The sequence below is a fragment of the Glutamicibacter sp. FBE19 genome (assembly GCF_015524875.1).
GTDB classification, from domain to species: Bacteria; Actinomycetota; Actinomycetes; order Actinomycetales; family Micrococcaceae; genus Glutamicibacter; species Glutamicibacter halophytocola.
The window spans coordinates 121,914-138,546 of record NZ_JACKQN010000006.1 but is presented as its reverse complement, the minus strand read 5'-3'; the positions used below and the strand labels follow the sequence as shown (position 1 = coordinate 138,546).

Below are 16,633 nucleotides of genomic sequence, written 5' to 3'. Positions count from 1 at the left end.
CCCACCCTCGGTTGAGGTGGGCGGTTTTCTGTAGTGCGGCTTTCCGGGTTAGCACCTATTGCGGTTAAGTACGGTTCGTCCTGCACTTCGGGAACGACTCATCCGCCACCCAAGGGGGCGTTGTTTGGTAGAGGACTACCATCGTTCGTGTCGCGGTCGTCATTCAGTGCACTTTCAGCACCATCATGCGTTGACTCACGTTCCATGAGTTCTCGCATAGCGTCTTCAGGCTCTTTCTTGAAATGTTCACTGTGTGAATCAGGGAGGTAGATTGCTCCCCTCCAGCCCTCGTCTTGATGGCATGCCGAACAAACGTTCAAGACCACACCGGCATCGATGCCGTTTGACTCAAGCTGTTTCACCGCTTTGTTTAAGGGGTCGTCGAACTGTCGATCGATTGCAAAGATCGGGTATTCGCGGCCACCCCAAACACCTTTTAGTTGGAAAAGACCCAGGAAGTTGAAGTCGTCGAGATGATGCACTTTATTTTCAGTTTCCGGTGCGGCACTGGCAGTATGTGCAGCCGAGGCAATCGCCCAAGCAACTTCCACCGTAAGAGTGAAGTACCTTTGCGATGCATGACCAACAATTCTAAACCCTGTGTCGATGCTCGGGCCGAAATAGTCGTACAAGTATTTCTTATGAGCTCGTCGCCCGCCCAATGCCTGGGCGTTCAGAAGTACGACTGGGTCATCGGAAGTTTCCGACTCAGGATTGCGCGGGATTGTAGACTCACTATCCGGACCTGGAAAAGTCGCAATAAATGCGCCGCCCTTCAGTGACAGCGTAGCGTCTGCTAATACCTCTTTCTCATAGTCGCGTAGAGCCTGAAGCCAAATTCGAGTAGCAACACTGACTTCATTCTCATCATGGACCTGTATTTCGAATATCAGCTCATCGCCGATAGCTTTCCACAAATTAAACTTTAGACGATCACTGCTGGCAATCCCTGTCACCGAGTTTCTGGCCGACTGCACGTACTGTGGGAATTCTCGGTAGAAACTGAGAAATATCTTCTGCCAACCAGGAACACTCTGTTTGTAATTGGTAGAACCTACCAAGTCCGCTGAAACGAACAGTTTTGATTTCGATTGATTAGTCGACAATATTACAAGCTCACTTTAGACCGAGAGATTGTGCGCGCACGTTCACAGCCTGCGGAGAAACTCCGAAAGCGTCGGCAATCGCCCAATCGTCTCCGGAGTATTCGATATACGCGTCACGGAATTTAGATTCCGGCATCAACAAGGAAGCTGCAAAGTAGTTCGCCTGCGTTTCAGCGCGGTTCCGGCGACCCCTGCCAAACCGAAATTTACCATCCAAACTTGGCTGTAAGTAGTGCAAAAAATAATGTCCGAGCTCATGAGCAATCGTAAAGCGATCCCTACGCTCGGAAGTTAGAGGAGGAAGATGGATGGTGAAATCACTGGCACTGTTGACCGTCAGTGATTCATCACCGAGGAGCTTCGATGAAACGTCAATTGTTCCTCCGAGTTTCAAAACCAGGGCATGCAAATCCGCTTGATAACCTTCACCGAACAAATCATGATGCTCGGCTATTTTCTCGGCGTATTGCCGGATAGCCGTAGTAGAGAGTGGAGACTCCTGAACTGGCAGAAGGTCGTTATGGGCACTCATGAGTGCACCTCCTTTTTCATCCCTCGTCTCCATATCGTAGCAAGGACATGCCACGTTTCGGGTACATCGTGACCATGAACATCAGTGTCCTATATCGTGACGAATCGTGATCCTACAAGGTTATCCCTCCAAGACTTCGCCATCGAAGTTGCAGCACCTTCAAGAATAGATTGTTTGCACATTATTTAATGACGCCTCAGGTAGTTTATGGCCGTCCGGGGGAGGCTACTTCCGATTGTCCAGCGTGCGATAGTCATGTAGCTGTCTAATCGGATACGTGCTTGCAGGGGTTATCGACAGAGTAAGAATTGGGCGACTTCGCGTTGCCTGGTAATTGCGTAGTCGATGATTTTGGTGGGGTACTGGATGAATATTTGCCCGGGTATCCAGCCGATGACTCGTGCATGGTATTTGCCGAGGTCTGGGCCGGTCACTTGCACGTAGGGTTGTCGGTTTGTTTCGTAGTGGCGCATGTGGTCGAAACGTGGATCCCGTTCAGTCATGAACCAATTGTGCCTTAACGCAGAAAAGACCCCGCTCGGTGTGAGCGGGGTCGATTCTTAGAAAATGATAGTAAGAATCAGGCTTACTATCACTTACTCAGCAACATGCTTGCCTTCGTACTCGGCCTGCACTTCTTTGATGCGTTCGTCTAATAGAGAAGCATCCAGATTGACGGTACGCACGGTGGTGTCGGTATTACCTGCTGCGACGAAGCCGAACGCTGCACCGATGACACCGAGGACAGCGCCACCACCTACAGCCCACACGGGGGCAGGAGACTGCACAGCGGCACTGTAGGCAAGGATGGATGACTGCGCCAATGAGAGCACGCCGAACCCCACGTAGAGGGCTGAACGGATACGGGCAGGGATAAGGGAAGTCCAGTTAGACATTTACTTCACTCCTCGGTTTGCTTTGAGATTTAGATATTCGATTTCGGCGTTCACGGTGCGCGCTAGTCGCCTGCCATCTGCTTTGCCGAAGTAAAGGTGTGCGGGTTTTCCACCGTCACCCCTGGTGTCAAACAGTTTGCGTTGAAGTGCTTTCACGCCTTCTGGGCCCATGACACCGTCGTTGACCCATTTGGTCAGGTCGTAGTAGCCCTTGCCGGTGCGTGGGTCTTCGAGGTTGGACAACCATGCGAGTAGGTTCTTGCCTAGGTCTTTGTCTTTGTAGCCGATGGCCGCTAGTAGTTCTCGCCATGCCGCATCTGATTGGGCGGTGTGCTTGTCGGTGACCTTGAGTGGCTTCTCGGGCCATGCGCCAGACTTGTCCTTGGCGGGGGCTGGCTTGGGCTTCGGTTTGGATGGCTTGCCTACTGGCTTCACTTCGCCAATGTCACCATTGGCGCGTTCCCAGATGCCGGGAATTTGAAGGATCTTAGCGTCTCCGGGGCAGATCTTCCCGCGAGCCGAGGAGTACTTGATCCCTCCCGGCTTGTAGGAAGTTGCCAGGATGCCCGGTCGCCCAGCGAAGTTGCCTTCTACTCCGAGTCGGTGCCACGATAGTCCAGCAGAGTTCTCATTGGTCTGCGTGTTCTTGGCGACTTGGTTTTTGATGCCGTGGGTGTCGCGAGCCCATGCCCAGAGCTTTGCCAATGCTTCAACCTGCGCTTCAGTCCATGGCTCGCCGTCGGGGTTTGTCACACCGCCGGCAGTCTCTACCGAGATAGTGGAGTCGTTGCCGTTCATGTCCGACGCGGAACGGTAAGCAGTATTGATGTACTGCTCTACTGTGCCATTTTTGGCCACGTAGAAGTGGCTGCAAGCGGAGTTGGAATTGCTGAACATGGAAAACAGGCTGTCGCCGTTATGAACCGCTACATGCAGGTTCATTCGACGGTGGCGGGTAATCTTCACCTTGTTCCACTTAGGGATAAGACGCTTTTTGGCGCCAGGATAGATAGCCACTATGGCCTCCTTTGAAATGGGAAATCCCCATCACGGTGCGTGTCGGGGCATAGAAAAAGCCACCTGAGATGGCATGTGGTAATTCTGTTTTGATGGAATTAATGATCAGATGTGCACTATGGTTATCGCTTCAGTTTGCCCAGAACACGGCCCGTTTGGATCCGCGATGTATGTGATTGAGAACTCGACCAATGTCACGCTGGATGCAAATGGGGATAAATGTCCAGTTCCCGGCTGCACGTCACATGCCAAAGTTATGGACGGCAACTATTCGTTTGGCGAAAACGAGGTCATAATCCATCAGGCCCCCGAATGGTCGGTGCGAGCCTTAGCCTCCGTCACGTCGGCCCTGGGCCACGCTATTCGCGTAGCGGCGAACCCGGAATCGAGCGATGCCAACGTTGCTGCCGCATTCGAGCAAGCGGCCTTGCTCACCAGAATGAATTTGAGTAGTGCACCGGCTCCTTTCCGCGAGCAAATCGCGAACATCCTGCCAATTAAATTCGGGAAAGGAACGAGGGGATCAAGGAAAGCTGTCATTATCGCGCTCAGCACTGTCGTATTTCTGCTCACAAATTATTCGTCAGTCAAAGACAACGTGGCGGAAATGATCGCAGATGGCCAGGCCGTTAAGGAGACAGTCATCGAGGTCATAGACGATCTTTCTGATCAAGTAATAGCCCAATTGCATGAAGCCTTTGCTGATACCGAATCCGAGTGAGGGCCTCTCCGGACCATAAATAGGAGATTGCCCCTGGCAGACCCAACCCTGTCTCGTGGATGTCTACGACTATTAAAACGACGTCAAAGCCTGCAATGACAGCACATACGATTCGGAGCACTCGCCACATATAGATCACGCTCGTGTATCTCACATGTGCTCCTTCTGCTCTTGACCTTTGCCAGCCACACACCGTGGCGGGTCATAAAAATGGACTAGCCGGCGACTAGTCCTTGTTGTGTCGTTGTTGTTCGCGGAAGATTGTGTAGCCGAGCCAGCCAAGTACACCTATGAGTAGGGTGTAGAGGCTGATGTAGACCCATGGTCTGCCGGGGAATGTTGGGGCGAAGCTTGAGAATGAGGCGAGGGTGAGGATTGCTGCCATGACAGCGAGTAACCCCATGAGTACCCTGCCTGCTGGAAACTTAGTCCATGTGCCACCAGTTAGGCCGTGCCAGCCGATCATGACGATCACGGTTTCGAGTAGGGCTACGGACATGAGGATCCCGGTGAGTGGTTGAATCGTCATGCTGGCTTGCTCCTAAACGACCGTGAGAGGCCTTCACTGAAGTGGTTTTGCTTGTTGATTTCTCGGAGCTGTTCCGACTGTTTAGCGACCTCACGGCGTGTAGCGCGAACGGCGGCAAGTTCAATGTCTGCTTCGATCTTCGCCGCCAACGCTTCTTCCACGTCTTTGCCTGCTCGCTTGTGTCGTTTCCAGAAGCTCATGACCCATCACCAGCTTTGTTCGCTTCTTGCACTGCTGACATGACTTTGGCGACGGTTTCGGAGATGACAGCCTGATCCCGGATTGTCTCGGCTTGCACCTGGATGATCTCTTGCTTTTTCGCTGCCGTGTCTCGCCACTGGTCGCCACGGGTTGTTTCCCGGTCCAGCGTTGCTTTAGGTACGAGCTTGCCTGAAAGGATCAGCCAGATCGTCACCATCAGCAACCCATTCGGTGTGAGCGCACCTATCGCCGCCCAAGGGATTTGATCAACCATGCCGAACCGAGCCCATATCGTCGGACAGTTCATAAGCGTATGAGCGCATTGGGCCCACCTCCTAGAATTAGATCTGGTCAAGTCAGTGGAATCCTAAAGTTGCACCGTGTTGATAAACTTTTGAGGATGCACTCAGGCATCGCACTCTCAACCCAGTTAGAGCAGGTCACACATGAAGTTCCTCGTCGTCGGTGATTCTCATACGGAGTATTTCGGTATAACTAACCAACTCCGGACAATCAACAAATCCCTTCGAGGCGTTACCTGCTACAACAAAGTGATTCATGGAGCGACCGTAACGGGCGTGGGAAAACTGACTTCCACATTGAATGTTGGGTCGGACATCCCAAAGTGGATAGAGAACGCGACCCCTGATTTCTTGGTGCTCAATCTTGGTCAGGTGGATATCGAACTTGGTGTGCCGTTTCGCCAGTACGTCCAGGGCGACACCCGACCTGTTGGCGAGCTGGTCGATTACTTCGTAGCTTCCTACCTCAGCTACATTGAGACCCTTGAAATGCCCGCGTCTCGGATCATAATCAAGGGAATCAATCTCCCAACTCTTTGCTACGACCGCGATAAGGCGATCAAGTACATCACCCGGATCGTGACTGAACGGTTTACGGACAGCACCGAAGATGCACTGAAACGCGATGACGTGGTGAAGAAGCTAAAGAATACTTACGCTTCGGATATTCTGCGTACGAAGTTAGCGAATAAGTTCAACGAAACCCTGCGGTTAGCGTGCGAGGAACTCGGGTACGGGTACTTCGATATCAATCAGCATCTGGCAGGCGACGATGATGGGATGATCTCACCCCGCTTCGTTCCAACAGGGTTTGATCATCACATCATTGATTCTCTGGAAGTCCGCGACTTGCACTGGCGTGAACTCTTGAATGTGGCAACCGACCGGCTCTGGGGCTAGGTCAGAACCCCAGACTGAAATCAGTCTGGGGTTCTTCGCTATGCGGCTTGCGCGTAATAACCGCTGCCAATCAGCCAAGGGGCAATCAGGTTGTTCACAATTGCTGTTGCTGCTGCGTCAGTGTAGTGCGTATAGGGAATTGTTCCACCGGGATCCTCCTGAAAACGAATCGGAGAACATCGCAGAAAACTTGAGCGCGTTAGATCCAGCCCTTTGCCAGCTCCCATGGACCGATCAGCTTCTCCCAGGTCATATCCGCTGCCGCAGCCGTCGGGTGCGTAATGTCAGCCATCACCGATGGCGGCGGGCAATCATTCGCCATGTTCTCCAAGTCCCGGGCAGTGGGAGTAATGCCCAGATCATAGATCACCTGATCGATGATGTACCGACGCCACGGAAGATAAGAGCCCGGCTGGTTAGACTTCAACCACGCCTCAAGCTGTAGAACACGAGTATGGTTCTCATGCCCAATAGGCTCATTGGTGCGGTTCAGTGTTCCAAGGAAACAGATACGCTTCCGATCCGCCTTAGCCCAAGCTGCTAGCTCTTGGTAGTTGGCTTGGATGTGCGTCACGGTGTCAGCATCGGCCCCCACAGCGTCCAGTGACAGGTCATTTCGCCCCATGGTGTTAATTAGCGTCATGAACTGCACCTGGGCAGTCCAACGTGGCTCGAAAAGCACCTTACCGCTGGACGGAACAACCGACCCAGCAGTGTCCCGCGTGAATACGAATGACCCGTCTGTGGGGTTCCAATCGATCCTTCCCGCGATCCCGTTCAGGTGCCCGGTGTAGAACGACGCGGAAGCGGTCAGATCCAAGTTCATGTCAGTAGTGACAGCAACACCACCGCTGGCAGGGATCGAACCACCGGTAACTTTCCACACCGTGCGCTTAGCACCGATGCGCATGTTGATGCCATCACTCGTCTCGCCATTCCAACCACGACCACTTACACCGATGCCAGGCATGTTGTCGCCAACATTGCTCGCTAGAAGGTTTCCCAACGAGTCGCCGATAACTACTTGTGTCGTGTTGGATATTGCTGGCTGTCCGACAATCGCCCAGTTTGACCACACTGGTTCTGGAAGTGACGTGTTCACACCTTGGCGTTGCCACACAACGTTCTGTTCGCGAGCGATAAGGGTATGGGTGACGGTGAACTTAGTGGCTCCATCAACTTCGAGCGTCCCCTTGCCGTAGAAACCTGGGGGAAGGTTGGTCGCTCCGCCGTTGTAGGTGATTTCGTGGACGCCGAAGTCAATCAACTCGAACATGGTGTTCAGGTCGCGGCCATCAGCAGGAGGCTTAGCGCCTGTATCAGACTTCCATGGGCTCCATACCTTGGGAATCGCTGTTGGTTGCAAGCATGTTCGCTGCCAAGTCATATTGGAGTCTCGGGCGGTAAGCGTATGAGTAGTGTCGTAAAGGTCGGTGCCGTGCACAATCAATTCGAGCCGGCTCAACGCCCCTATTGGAAGCGGAGGCATGCCATTGCCGGATCCGATTGTGTAAAGCCCGAAGTATGCTTGCCCGACATAGTTGTCCAGATTCGCTACGTCAGCAGTCCCGCGAATACGAATTGACGCATTATCCCGACCGGTAATAGCGGATTGCGTTGATGTTGCCTGTTGTTCCAGGAGCTTGGTCAGGTTTTCTGACGAAGTGGTATCCGCAATCTTTGACCCCGGTAATGGGTACGGGATGTTGTCTGGGGATGTGTAGCTGTAGGTCAATTGGTTCCCCTTAGCGGATCGTTATTGAAGTCGGCATAGGTTGAAATGGAGTCCCATGCCGCTAGGAAGTTCGAGTAAGTCGCTGAGTTGCCCCATGCGTTCACGAACTGTTGATATGTGGTGTAACTGGTGGTTGCGCTGATGACTCGAACTGTCAAAGACTGCTCGTACCCGCTATTCCCGGCGCTGTTGCTGATGCCGACGATCAAGCACCGAAGTTCAACACCCATGAAATTCCGTGACGAAACAATGATCACGTCACCCAACTGGCGGCGCGGATCATACCCAACACGCATCCCAGTGATCGTCGGAGCCGGGCTCGTCACCTGGGTAGCGATGAAGCTCGACAGCGCGTCGATAGCCGACAGGTCAGCACTTCCGCTTGTCAGCCATGGACCGCAGTCATGCTCAAGAACCGAACCCTTAACTCCGGCTATCGTCGGCGTGCGCTCGATTGTTGTCCATGTGACAACGGCATAGGCTGTCCAGCGAGGCATCTCCTTGCCCCACCAATAAGGCCAGAGAGCTGTGGCACCAGAGAAGTCCTCTGAAACGGTGCGCAGTTCAACTTGGTACCCTGCTGGCAAAGTGCCTGCCTTATGGGTTACCAAGAACTTGGAAGGACCAAGTTGCGTAGAGGTAATCGTCAACGGTGCAGGTGATCCTTGGGTGGCCCAAGACTCGTTGACACCATCCGTGAGGACACCAGTGGCGACACTCGTGGCACCCTTGTTGATATTCGTGATTCCGCCAATGCCAATGATTTCTAGTCCTGCATCTGGCATGATCCAGTCTTCATCGCTGGCAGGCTCAATGAAGGTCTCTTGAGTTTCACCCGACTGAAGCACAACAGACCCGCTTTGCGACCATGCCTCCACCGAAGGTGTGGTGCGCGAGTTGATCGTTGGCTGACGATATGACGTTCGAACTTCGGAACGCACCGAAAGCAGGCTGCGTTCCCACGACAATTCGCGAATGTCATCAAGAGTGGTGATCGCCTGTACTGGCGACCTCTCATACAAGCTATCGGCAGAAAGACTTGTGGCGATCCCAGTTTCACTAATCCACATGGGGCGCAAGGTCTTCTCCCCAATATCCTGCAACAGCTCCTTGGCGGTGATGCCGTTGACAGCGGGAAGAACCAGAGCACCAGTATTGGCCGCACCAGTCGTGACAATCGCAGTCGGAACGTGCCCAAGGGATGCGAATTCGTGAGCCGTCGTTGTTGGGTGCGAAACCTGAACTCCGGCAATTCTCGCATTCACGTCACCGGCTGTCACGATGCTTGTCACGTTTCCTGTAGCACCAACAGCCTGTGTGACGCTTACAGTCTGCCCTTGAGAAGTCTTGAGAGTGAGTACACCGTTCTTGTGGAGCAATTGGCATATCGTGTCCCCTGAGCAGGGCACCGAAGTGACCGTAGCGTTATTGACACGAATAAATGCGCCGCTTGCGTTGACATGCAGTTCAATTGACTTGGACGCAGAACCGTACTCGACTCGCACGTATCCGAAAGCGCTGCTACCCAGCCCATGATTTGCTGTGCGCATGATGGTCAACTGGACAGGCGAAGTGAACGGTTGCGCAACTGAAGGCTCATACCTTGCGGTAAAGTCGCCAATCGCAGTACCCCACGAAGCGCCATAAGAGTCTGGTGCTTGTGCGGTATCAGACCGCTTAGAGCAGGTGATGACTTTCCCGCGCAGTGGCCACATGGATGACTGCATCGGTACATCCAGTACGCAACCCCACTCCGGTTTCGGGGTGGAGTAGAACCCGGACATTCGCAGTGCCGTGTTCTGGTGGAAGCGTGAGGAAACACCTACGCGCCGCCAAGCTCCGCCCTCGGTCAGTGGGGGCATGCCGGTCATCAGAGCAGGGATATCGACTATCGCTGACAACTTGTCAATGTCATCAACCAAGGACGACTGTATTCCGCCTCCGATGGATCCGTTGGTCTTGTCGATGAGTCCAGTGAACTGCTTCCACTCTGCGAGTCCGTCACCTACAAAAATATCGACACGGTCACCCTCGGCAGGTATCCAACCTGTAGATGGGTTCCATGGGTTCAGTGCACCTGATTCAACATCTTTGGAAGCCCATTCGATAGTTCCCGTAGCTTGGGATACTCCCGAACCTCCAACTACCTGCGCTGGAAGGTCATTCGTGATTTCCCGATCAACAGACCAAGACAAGATCTCCCGCTGTACTCCGTTCACAAGCACGCGAGTCTTCAAATCCAGAACATCAGAATTTGCGGGCACCCGGCGTAATGATGCCGAGTTGTTGACTGTCCCGGCCCATTCTAAGTTGTACAAAGGGTTGTTCGCCGTTGCACCGCTGAAGAATGGCACATCCTTGTTCTTGCTGATGATCATGTTGCGGAACAAGAAACCCTGACCAACAGGAATACCGGACTGTTGCGGGCGGATGCGGTAGTCAAAATATGATCCAGCGGGCGCAGCGGTAATGACAGACTTCGCGTAATGACGCACCCATCCATCTGCTGGAACCTGTGGGGTTAGGGCTGCGGTGGTGTCTTCGTTGCCGCCAGCGTAGAAGCTCACCGTGGCTTGCACAGTCATCGGTGTGGTTACGTACACTTCTGCTGACCAGTAGACAGTGTCCCCGACGCGGAATCCTTCAACGTCTGAGTAGTAGCGTTTGTCGATGACCATTTCAAGTACATTCGCGGTGGTCGCGGTGGCTTTGATCGCCGTCACACCACCAACGGTGGCCATGCCCAGGGAACCGGTTGAACGGTACAACGCCGGGTTGGTTGACAGCGGGTCAAGGGCGAGGTTGGTCGCATCAACAGTGCCCTGATTCAAAACGCCAGCCTGCAATTACCCCACCTCCGTCACAGCGAAAGACAGGTTCCCGTAAACGGAACCAAGAGTTGCCATGGTCAGATCCTTTGATGCCGCGTGCACGACAGCGCTTGCGCATCCTTCGCCGACAGCCCACGGCTGAACAGTGTTCGTCCATGTCAAGGCTGGGCGTGTGGCACCGACCGAGGACGTGACACCAACGCGGGCACCAACGGCCCCAGCGGGTACGGTCGCGGTGATCACTGCGCGGGTGTACGCCAAGGCTGTCCCGCTGGATACCGGGCCAGTGACGGTCAGGAAGTTCCCGTTCGCGTCGTAGAAATAGATGCGCGCCGATGCACCCAAACCCTTCACCCACGCCGAACCGGTGATCACCTGTCCCGGTGTTACCGGGGACATCTGGTAATTGAAGTTCACCGAACCCGTGCCGTCTGAAGCCCAAGATGCTGAAGCCCACGAACCGTCATCCAACATCACGGGACCGCCCGGATAAACCGTCGTTGCGCCTGGGAAGGGGTCTTGGCACAGGGAATCTGCTGGGGTGAGCATGTTGACTAGCGGTGCATCAGCGGAAACGAAAACGAACGGCCCAGCACCCCAGGCACCCTGAACGAACGCAAGCAGTTTCGCATGGTCTGCCGGTGTGTTTGCTTCCGACAGCGAGCCTTGCCAGACGCGACGGCCAACAGGGCGCGCTTGCGCTTTGACCCTTCCCTCCAACGTTGTTTCAGTGGAGTACCGGTCTTCAAAGCTGACCTGCTGGGAAGCAGGGCACTTGATCCCAACCATGCGCCCCAACGTTCCGAGATAAATCAAAGTGTCGCCCTCCTAAGGCATAATTCGAGTCATGATCAAGTACCGCGTAGAAATTGTTGCTATACCTGAAACTCGCGAGGAAGCTATGGGGCTGTATGACCAACTCAAAGAGCATGGGGAACTACTTACCGTCTCGTCCGCATCAATCGAGCATCAAGATTCGTGGCAAGTCCGGTTTGAAACTGATCTTGGTGAAGATGACCGCACCATCGAACAAGTGCAAGAGTTCGTTGACAAAATCAAACACGCCAGCGAGGCGGTGGGGTCACTGGAAGCCGAGTAACCCCACCGCTGCATCACTTCTGTGCGAAGAATGGCGCCGCTGGCCTTCCGCGAGTCGCAGCCTTCTGGATGTCCGCGATTCCCTGTCCAAGCTTTGTCTTGTCCAAGTAGATCGGGACTTCAACGGGTGTGGCTCGCGCCGCCGCGATGACCATATTCGTTAGGCGCTCATAGTCAATCGGTGCGGCCTGTGCTTGCGCGTACCGTGACACCTCATACGACGGCGGGACGGTCAGCGATGGTGGGGTCATGAGTTGTTCTGCCGCTGATTGAACATCGCCAACCTTCGACAAAATACCCAACTCTGCACCCTCGCCAGTGTTCACGCCAGCGCCGAACATGACCTTCGAAGGCGAATGGATTCCCAAAGACTTCTTGAATGCTTTCTCCGCGTTCTTGCCAAGCTTGTAGAACGCGTCCTCAACATCCTCAGTCTTACCTTCCAATCCACGTACCAGCCCCTCAGCTGCGTCGATGCCACCGCGCTCCATAGAACGGGTAACCTCTACGCCAGCCTTCCCAGACCAGTAATCCATGGACTTGTACGCATTGTTGAGCTGGTCGCGTTCCTTGCCAGTAGCACCAAGCAAAGCGTTGCCGACCTGCGTGCCCTCAGTGGTGCCAAGATCAGCGATTTCTTGGATGATCGCTTCGTTGTAGCCCTTTTTACGGAGCTTCGAAAGCATCACGCCGAAACGCTTAATCTGTGCTGCCTTGCCCTGCGCTGACTTCACGAATGACCCAGCCGACAATGGGCCCTTCTGATCGCCTGAAAGCAGATTAGAAAGCACCCCGCCGAGCGAGTATTCACCACGCAAACCGGACGCAACCGACTTGCTAACTTCTAGCAGTCGGTCACGGGCCTCGGTAGCTTTCTCCAGCTTGGTTTTCAGCGACTCAGAACGCTTCTCCAACGAGAGCAACTGCGACTCGATGCCATACGCAGTAGACCGCAACGAAGAACGCTTACCCTTGGACAAGTCCTTGTTGCTCGACTGCTCAAACAACCGGTCAACAACCGACATGCCCGAACCTGAAGTGAAGCTGTCGGTAATCTCGCCACGCTTCAAATCACGGCGCAAATCGAATCGCGCCTCAGACAAACGCGACTGACGCTCACGCTCCGCCTTACGCGCCTCATCAGCTTTCTTCTTAGCTTCCTTAGCTGACTTCTCAGCCGCCTTCACAGAAGCCTTGGCCGCCGCTAGCTCCTTCTTCGCAGCGTCCAGATCATCCTTCAAATCCAGCTTGCGATTCCGGTTAGCCTTAGAACCTGACATGCGCGAATACTGACGCTGCAACCGGTCAACCTTGTCCTGCGCACGACCAACAACACCACCAGAAGCAAAGCCTGGAAGCTCGATAGTCGCACCATTGTTGATCGCCTGAAGAAGCGGCAGGTTCTTGCGTGTAGCCTTCTCGTTGACGACCATCTCGCCAGACCGCAAACCAAACGGCTTACCATTGACCATCGCCAGCACGTTATCGCCCTGCGAGTTCAACGGAATCTGACCCGGCACAAGCCCACCATTAGCGCGACCCTGAATCAGCCGGCCAACAAGACCACCCGTGTAACCTCCACGAGTAGCAAGAGCGTTCAAAGCAGCACCAGCAGGACCGCCAATGACCGCAGCAGTAATGTAAGCGGTACGATTACGAGCCACGCTCGCCAGTGCGCTTTCAGCACCACCGGTAGCAGCCGTGGCAGTGATCGTTACGTCTTTGCCCTTGATGCCGTTGATCTCGCCCTGAGTGCCGTAGACCGTGCCGTCGTCACCGACATAAACAGGAACGTCCTTGCCGTTGATGTTCGCGATACCGGTCTGAACATTCTTTACAGTGCCGTCATCATCAACAAAGATGTACTCAGTCTTACCAGTGACAGAATTAATCCGCGACTGAACCTGACCAACAGTGCCATCCTCAGAAACAGCAACCGAAACCTTTGTATAACCAGGAATCAACTCAATAGCATTAGCAGTAGCCTCAGCCATCGCCTTAGCACTGTCATCCATCCAAGTCTGAACATCAACACCATCAGGCACACCAATAAGCTCAGCAGCAAGCGCCTTCGCCTTATCACCAGTAATACCAAACTGACCCGCAGCACTAATCAACGAATCATAAGTACCCTGCATCGAAGCCTGAAGCTCCTTCTCAGAAGCACCAGACTGCGCCAAAGACTCCGTATACGCCTGACCAGAAGCAGCCAAACCATCCAACGCCGCCTGATTATTACGACCCTTCTCAGTCGTAATATCAAGCGTCTTGCCGTTCTCAGCAATAGACGACGTGACACCGTCAATCGCGGCCTCAAAATCAGCCTCAGCCGAACGAACATCACGAGTCAAAACACCTAGCTCAAACAACGAAGCAATGATGTTATCCAGCGAAGCTGCGGTTTCCTCAGCCTCGCCGCCAACACCAGCAAGCGCACCTTCAAGCTCACCCGTACCACCAGCAGCGCCAATGGCAGCCGGTGCGATGCCAGTCATAGCCCACTCAAGAAGTTGCTGATCGTTCAGCACAACCTCAGATTCTGAGGCCAAACTCCGCAGGTGATCCAGATATCGCGGGAACGATTCGGCAACCACATCAATGCCAAGACCTTGAGCTTCAGCCGCAGCCGCAGCATCACGGAAGGCCGACGCGGCAGCATCAGTATTACCGCTCGATGCCAGACCAGCCGCCGCCGTATCATACTGGCCAATAGCTTCTTCAACCGCGTTGATAGAGGACTTGTAGCCAGACAGATTGAAAACAGCGTCATTGACCCAATCGCCAAACCCGCCGCCCTTAACACGAATATCCCGGATCTGCGCGAACGCATCCTCAAGGCTCTTAACAGCATCAGATCCAACGAAGTCGATGTTAAAGAAGTCCTCATTGAACGGAGACTCACCGCTACTCGCATCCTTGGCGCGGAGGACCGCTTGCGTGTACTCATCGACAGACTTTGCCGTGTCCTGGAACGATGCAAGGAAGCCTGCCGTAGCCAGTGCAGCACCAACACCACCAATAGCACGGCCAACCATCTTGCCAGCAGTCGCAGCACGACGCATGTTCTTATCAGTACGAGACATGGCGGCATCAATGGTGAGTAGCTTAGGCGCGGTAGTTCCAGCCTGCTTACCAACACCGCGGAGCACATCGCCAGCCCGAGTGCCAGCCGGAATCATATCCTTGAGGGCACCATGGGTATCCCTAATTTTTGGGATCACGTTGATAGCGGCACCACCAAGCAGGGCAGCCCCACCGGCAACACCAGCTAGCACGGTACCAATCCCAAGCACTGGTGCCGGGATATTTCCGATAGCATCCACAAGGCTCTCTGCGCTCTGCACAAGCCCACGCAGAGCCTCGTTTGCAGTTCCACCAGCCTGAATGAATACAGTGTCGAACGCCCCGCCCAGCTTTTCAATATCGCCTGCCAAGTTGTCCTGCATAATGGATGCGGTCTCAGCCGCGAATCCGGCATCGTTGACTTGGTCAATCCACGACTGGATACCCTTAGCGCCCTGCTCGTAGAGAACATTCGATGCACGAACAGCGTCAGAGCCGAACATCACCGACATGGCCGCGTTGCGGGCCTCTGGGGTAAGCTCAGCCATCTTCGTCTGCAACTGGCCAGCAAAGTCAGTCAGACCAACAAAATTGCCCTGAGCGTCATAAGCGGAAATACCAAGCTCATCAAACTTCTGCTGAGCTTCCTTTGACTGCGGGGTGAGTCGCTGAAGCATCGTCTTGAACGACGTGCCAGCATCCGAACCTGTCAACCCAGCAGAAGCGAAAGCAGCAAGACCGCCCGTGGTCTCCTCAATCGTCAAACCAGTAGCGGAAGCCACAAGACCAGCCTGATTCAACGCTTCACCAAGATCATGAACAGAACCCTGAGCCTTACCAGCACCAGCAGCGAGCAAGTCAGCCAAATGCGGGATCTGATCACCAGACAACTTGAACTGAGTCATCGCCGATGCTGAGATTTCGGCAGCGTCACTCACATTTAGGGCACCAGCCGCAGCCAAATCCAAGGCACCATTCAGCCCGCCCGAAAGAACATCCTTGGTGGAAACGCCGGCTTTAGCCAGCTCCTCGATACCCTGGGCTGCCTCGGCGGCCGAGAAAGCGGTATCAGCGCCAGCATCAATAGCCGCCTCACGCAGAAGTTCCATGTTCTCCGCAGACTCATGCGAAGCGGCCCTGACCGAACTCATGGCCTTGTCGAAGTCCGCGAAACTCTTCACAGCAACGGCCACACCAGCGGCGGCAACAACACCAAACGCTGTCATGCCCTGACCGACGGTATTTAGCGAATCCTCATGAGCCTGCGTCCACTTATCGAACTCACGAGCAGAATCCTGAGTAGCTTTCTGAGCCGTCTTCAGACCATTAACGAGACCTGTGACCTTGGCATCAATCTCTAGCTTTACCGTACGAGCCATAAAGGGGATCTCCTTAAATGAAGAAACCCCCGATAAGATCAGGGGCATGGGAAAAAACATTAATGTTCAAGAAACAGCAACCGATCGCGTAATCAAAAGCGGAGACGCAATGATCGGCATCGGAGCCGTACTGGCGATCATTTTCTTGGCGCTAGGGTTGATCATTGGCGCCAGCGGCGGAAATGCCGTCGTTCTTGGCCTTGCCCCGTTAGGTCTGCTACTCATGATCACGGGCTACCTAAAGAAGTTGGCGCAAGTAAACTCAGCTCTGCTAATACTCGCTGAAGAAGAGAGAGCCGACCGTATCGCACGTGGCTAAAGAT

Annotated in this window: 14 protein-coding genes; 4 read left to right on the top strand and 10 right to left on the bottom strand. The window is 54.1% G+C overall.

The features are described from left to right. Positions 1 to 98 precede the first annotated feature (98 nt). From H6F58_RS11495 to H6F58_RS11480, 4 genes are all read right to left on the bottom strand, one after another. The gene (locus H6F58_RS11495) at positions 99 to 1,106 is read right to left on the bottom strand and encodes a hypothetical protein (protein WP_195181812.1); all 1,008 of its coding nucleotides are present in this window, start codon (positions 1,104 to 1,106) and stop codon (positions 99 to 101) included. A gap of 10 nt (positions 1,107 to 1,116) precedes the next feature. Continuing rightward, positions 1,117 to 1,638: an ImmA/IrrE family metallo-endopeptidase gene (locus H6F58_RS11490; protein ID WP_195181811.1), complete on the bottom strand. Its 522-nt coding sequence runs from the start codon at positions 1,636 to 1,638 to the stop codon at positions 1,117 to 1,119. A 596-nt stretch (positions 1,639 to 2,234) separates the two neighbouring features. Next, positions 2,235 to 2,534, bottom strand: coding sequence for a hypothetical protein (locus H6F58_RS11485; RefSeq protein WP_195181810.1), 300 nt, complete (start codon positions 2,532 to 2,534; stop codon positions 2,235 to 2,237). Continuing rightward, positions 2,535 to 3,551 carry a peptidoglycan recognition family protein gene (locus H6F58_RS11480; RefSeq protein ID WP_195181809.1) on the bottom strand — a complete coding sequence of 339 codons (1,017 nt, stop codon included), beginning with the start codon at positions 3,549 to 3,551 and terminating at the stop codon, positions 2,535 to 2,537. It lies immediately after the preceding gene. 118 nt (positions 3,552 to 3,669) lie between these two features. On the opposite strand from H6F58_RS11480, the gene H6F58_RS11475 reads away from it, so the two are divergent. Beyond that, positions 3,670 to 4,272, top strand: a complete 603-nt coding sequence (locus H6F58_RS11475) for a hypothetical protein (RefSeq protein WP_195181808.1) — start codon at positions 3,670 to 3,672, stop codon at positions 4,270 to 4,272. A gap of 226 nt (positions 4,273 to 4,498) precedes the next feature. Here H6F58_RS11475 and H6F58_RS11470 read toward each other — a convergent pair whose 3' ends face one another. Together H6F58_RS11470 and H6F58_RS11465 are read right to left on the bottom strand one after the other, a co-directional pair. Beyond that, the gene (locus H6F58_RS11470) at positions 4,499 to 4,801 is read right to left on the bottom strand and encodes a hypothetical protein (RefSeq protein ID WP_195181807.1); all 303 of its coding nucleotides are present in this window, start codon (positions 4,799 to 4,801) and stop codon (positions 4,499 to 4,501) included. Positions 4,802 to 4,997: 196 nt separating this feature from the next. After that, complete coding sequence (locus H6F58_RS11465; protein ID WP_195181806.1) at positions 4,998 to 5,276, bottom strand: hypothetical protein; 279 nt, start codon at positions 5,274 to 5,276, stop codon at positions 4,998 to 5,000. Between the two features lie 172 nt (positions 5,277 to 5,448). On the opposite strand from H6F58_RS11465, the gene H6F58_RS11460 reads away from it, so the two are divergent. Beyond that, positions 5,449 to 6,204: a hypothetical protein gene (locus H6F58_RS11460; RefSeq protein ID WP_195181805.1), complete on the top strand. Its 756-nt coding sequence runs from the start codon at positions 5,449 to 5,451 to the stop codon at positions 6,202 to 6,204. 199 nt (positions 6,205 to 6,403) lie between these two features. On the opposite strand, the gene H6F58_RS11455 is transcribed toward H6F58_RS11460, so the two are convergent. From H6F58_RS11455 to H6F58_RS11445, 3 genes are read right to left on the bottom strand one after another with little or no spacing between them, the layout of a single operon-like run. Further along, on the bottom strand, positions 6,404 to 7,939 hold the full coding sequence (locus H6F58_RS11455; RefSeq protein ID WP_195181804.1) for a pyocin knob domain-containing protein: 1,536 nt from the start codon (positions 7,937 to 7,939) through the stop codon (positions 6,404 to 6,406). After that, a complete protein-coding gene (locus H6F58_RS11450; protein ID WP_206693637.1) occupies positions 7,936 to 10,770 on the bottom strand; it encodes a hypothetical protein in 2,835 nt (944 codons plus the stop codon). The genes H6F58_RS11455 and H6F58_RS11450 overlap by 4 nt, the downstream gene beginning before the upstream one ends. A gap of 15 nt (positions 10,771 to 10,785) precedes the next feature. Beyond that, entirely contained in the window at positions 10,786 to 11,319 is a 534-nt protein-coding gene (locus tag H6F58_RS11445; RefSeq protein WP_195181802.1) for a hypothetical protein, read from the bottom strand. A gap of 298 nt (positions 11,320 to 11,617) precedes the next feature. On the opposite strand from H6F58_RS11445, the gene H6F58_RS11440 reads away from it, so the two are divergent. Next, positions 11,618 to 11,869, top strand: coding sequence for a hypothetical protein (locus tag H6F58_RS11440; RefSeq protein WP_195181801.1), 252 nt, complete (start codon positions 11,618 to 11,620; stop codon positions 11,867 to 11,869). A gap of 13 nt (positions 11,870 to 11,882) precedes the next feature. Here the strand turns inward: H6F58_RS11440 and H6F58_RS11435 are convergent, their stop codons facing one another. Continuing rightward, the gene (locus H6F58_RS11435; protein ID WP_195181800.1) at positions 11,883 to 16,310 is read right to left on the bottom strand and encodes a phage tail tape measure protein; all 4,428 of its coding nucleotides are present in this window, start codon (positions 16,308 to 16,310) and stop codon (positions 11,883 to 11,885) included. 46 nt (positions 16,311 to 16,356) lie between these two features. Between H6F58_RS11435 and H6F58_RS11430 the strand changes: the two genes are divergently transcribed. Then, a complete protein-coding gene (locus H6F58_RS11430) occupies positions 16,357 to 16,629 on the top strand; it encodes a hypothetical protein (protein ID WP_195181799.1) in 273 nt (90 codons plus the stop codon). The last annotated feature ends 4 nt before the right edge of the window (positions 16,630 to 16,633 follow it).

Bases quoted from the DNA above. Each gene is read 5' to 3' on its own strand.
- H6F58_RS11490 (WP_195181811.1), bottom strand. From the start codon at position 1,638: ATGAGTGCCCATAACGACCTTCTGCCAGTTCAGGAGTCTCCACTCTCT.
- H6F58_RS11485 (WP_195181810.1), bottom strand. From the start codon at position 2,534: ATGTCTAACTGGACTTCCCTTATCCCTGCCCGTATCCGTTCAGCCCTC.
- H6F58_RS11475 (WP_195181808.1), top strand. From the start codon at position 3,670: ATGGTTATCGCTTCAGTTTGCCCAGAACACGGCCCGTTTGGATCCGCG.
- H6F58_RS11470 (WP_195181807.1), bottom strand. From the start codon at position 4,801: ATGACGATTCAACCACTCACCGGGATCCTCATGTCCGTAGCCCTACTC.
- H6F58_RS11465 (WP_195181806.1), bottom strand. From the start codon at position 5,276: ATGGTTGATCAAATCCCTTGGGCGGCGATAGGTGCGCTCACACCGAAT.
- H6F58_RS11460 (WP_195181805.1), top strand. From the start codon at position 5,449: ATGAAGTTCCTCGTCGTCGGTGATTCTCATACGGAGTATTTCGGTATA.
- H6F58_RS11445 (WP_195181802.1), bottom strand. From the start codon at position 11,319: ATGCTCACCCCAGCAGATTCCCTGTGCCAAGACCCCTTCCCAGGCGCA.
- H6F58_RS11440 (WP_195181801.1), top strand. From the start codon at position 11,618: ATGATCAAGTACCGCGTAGAAATTGTTGCTATACCTGAAACTCGCGAG.
- H6F58_RS11435 (WP_195181800.1), bottom strand. From the start codon at position 16,310: ATGGCTCGTACGGTAAAGCTAGAGATTGATGCCAAGGTCACAGGTCTC.
- H6F58_RS11430 (WP_195181799.1), top strand. From the start codon at position 16,357: ATGGGAAAAAACATTAATGTTCAAGAAACAGCAACCGATCGCGTAATC.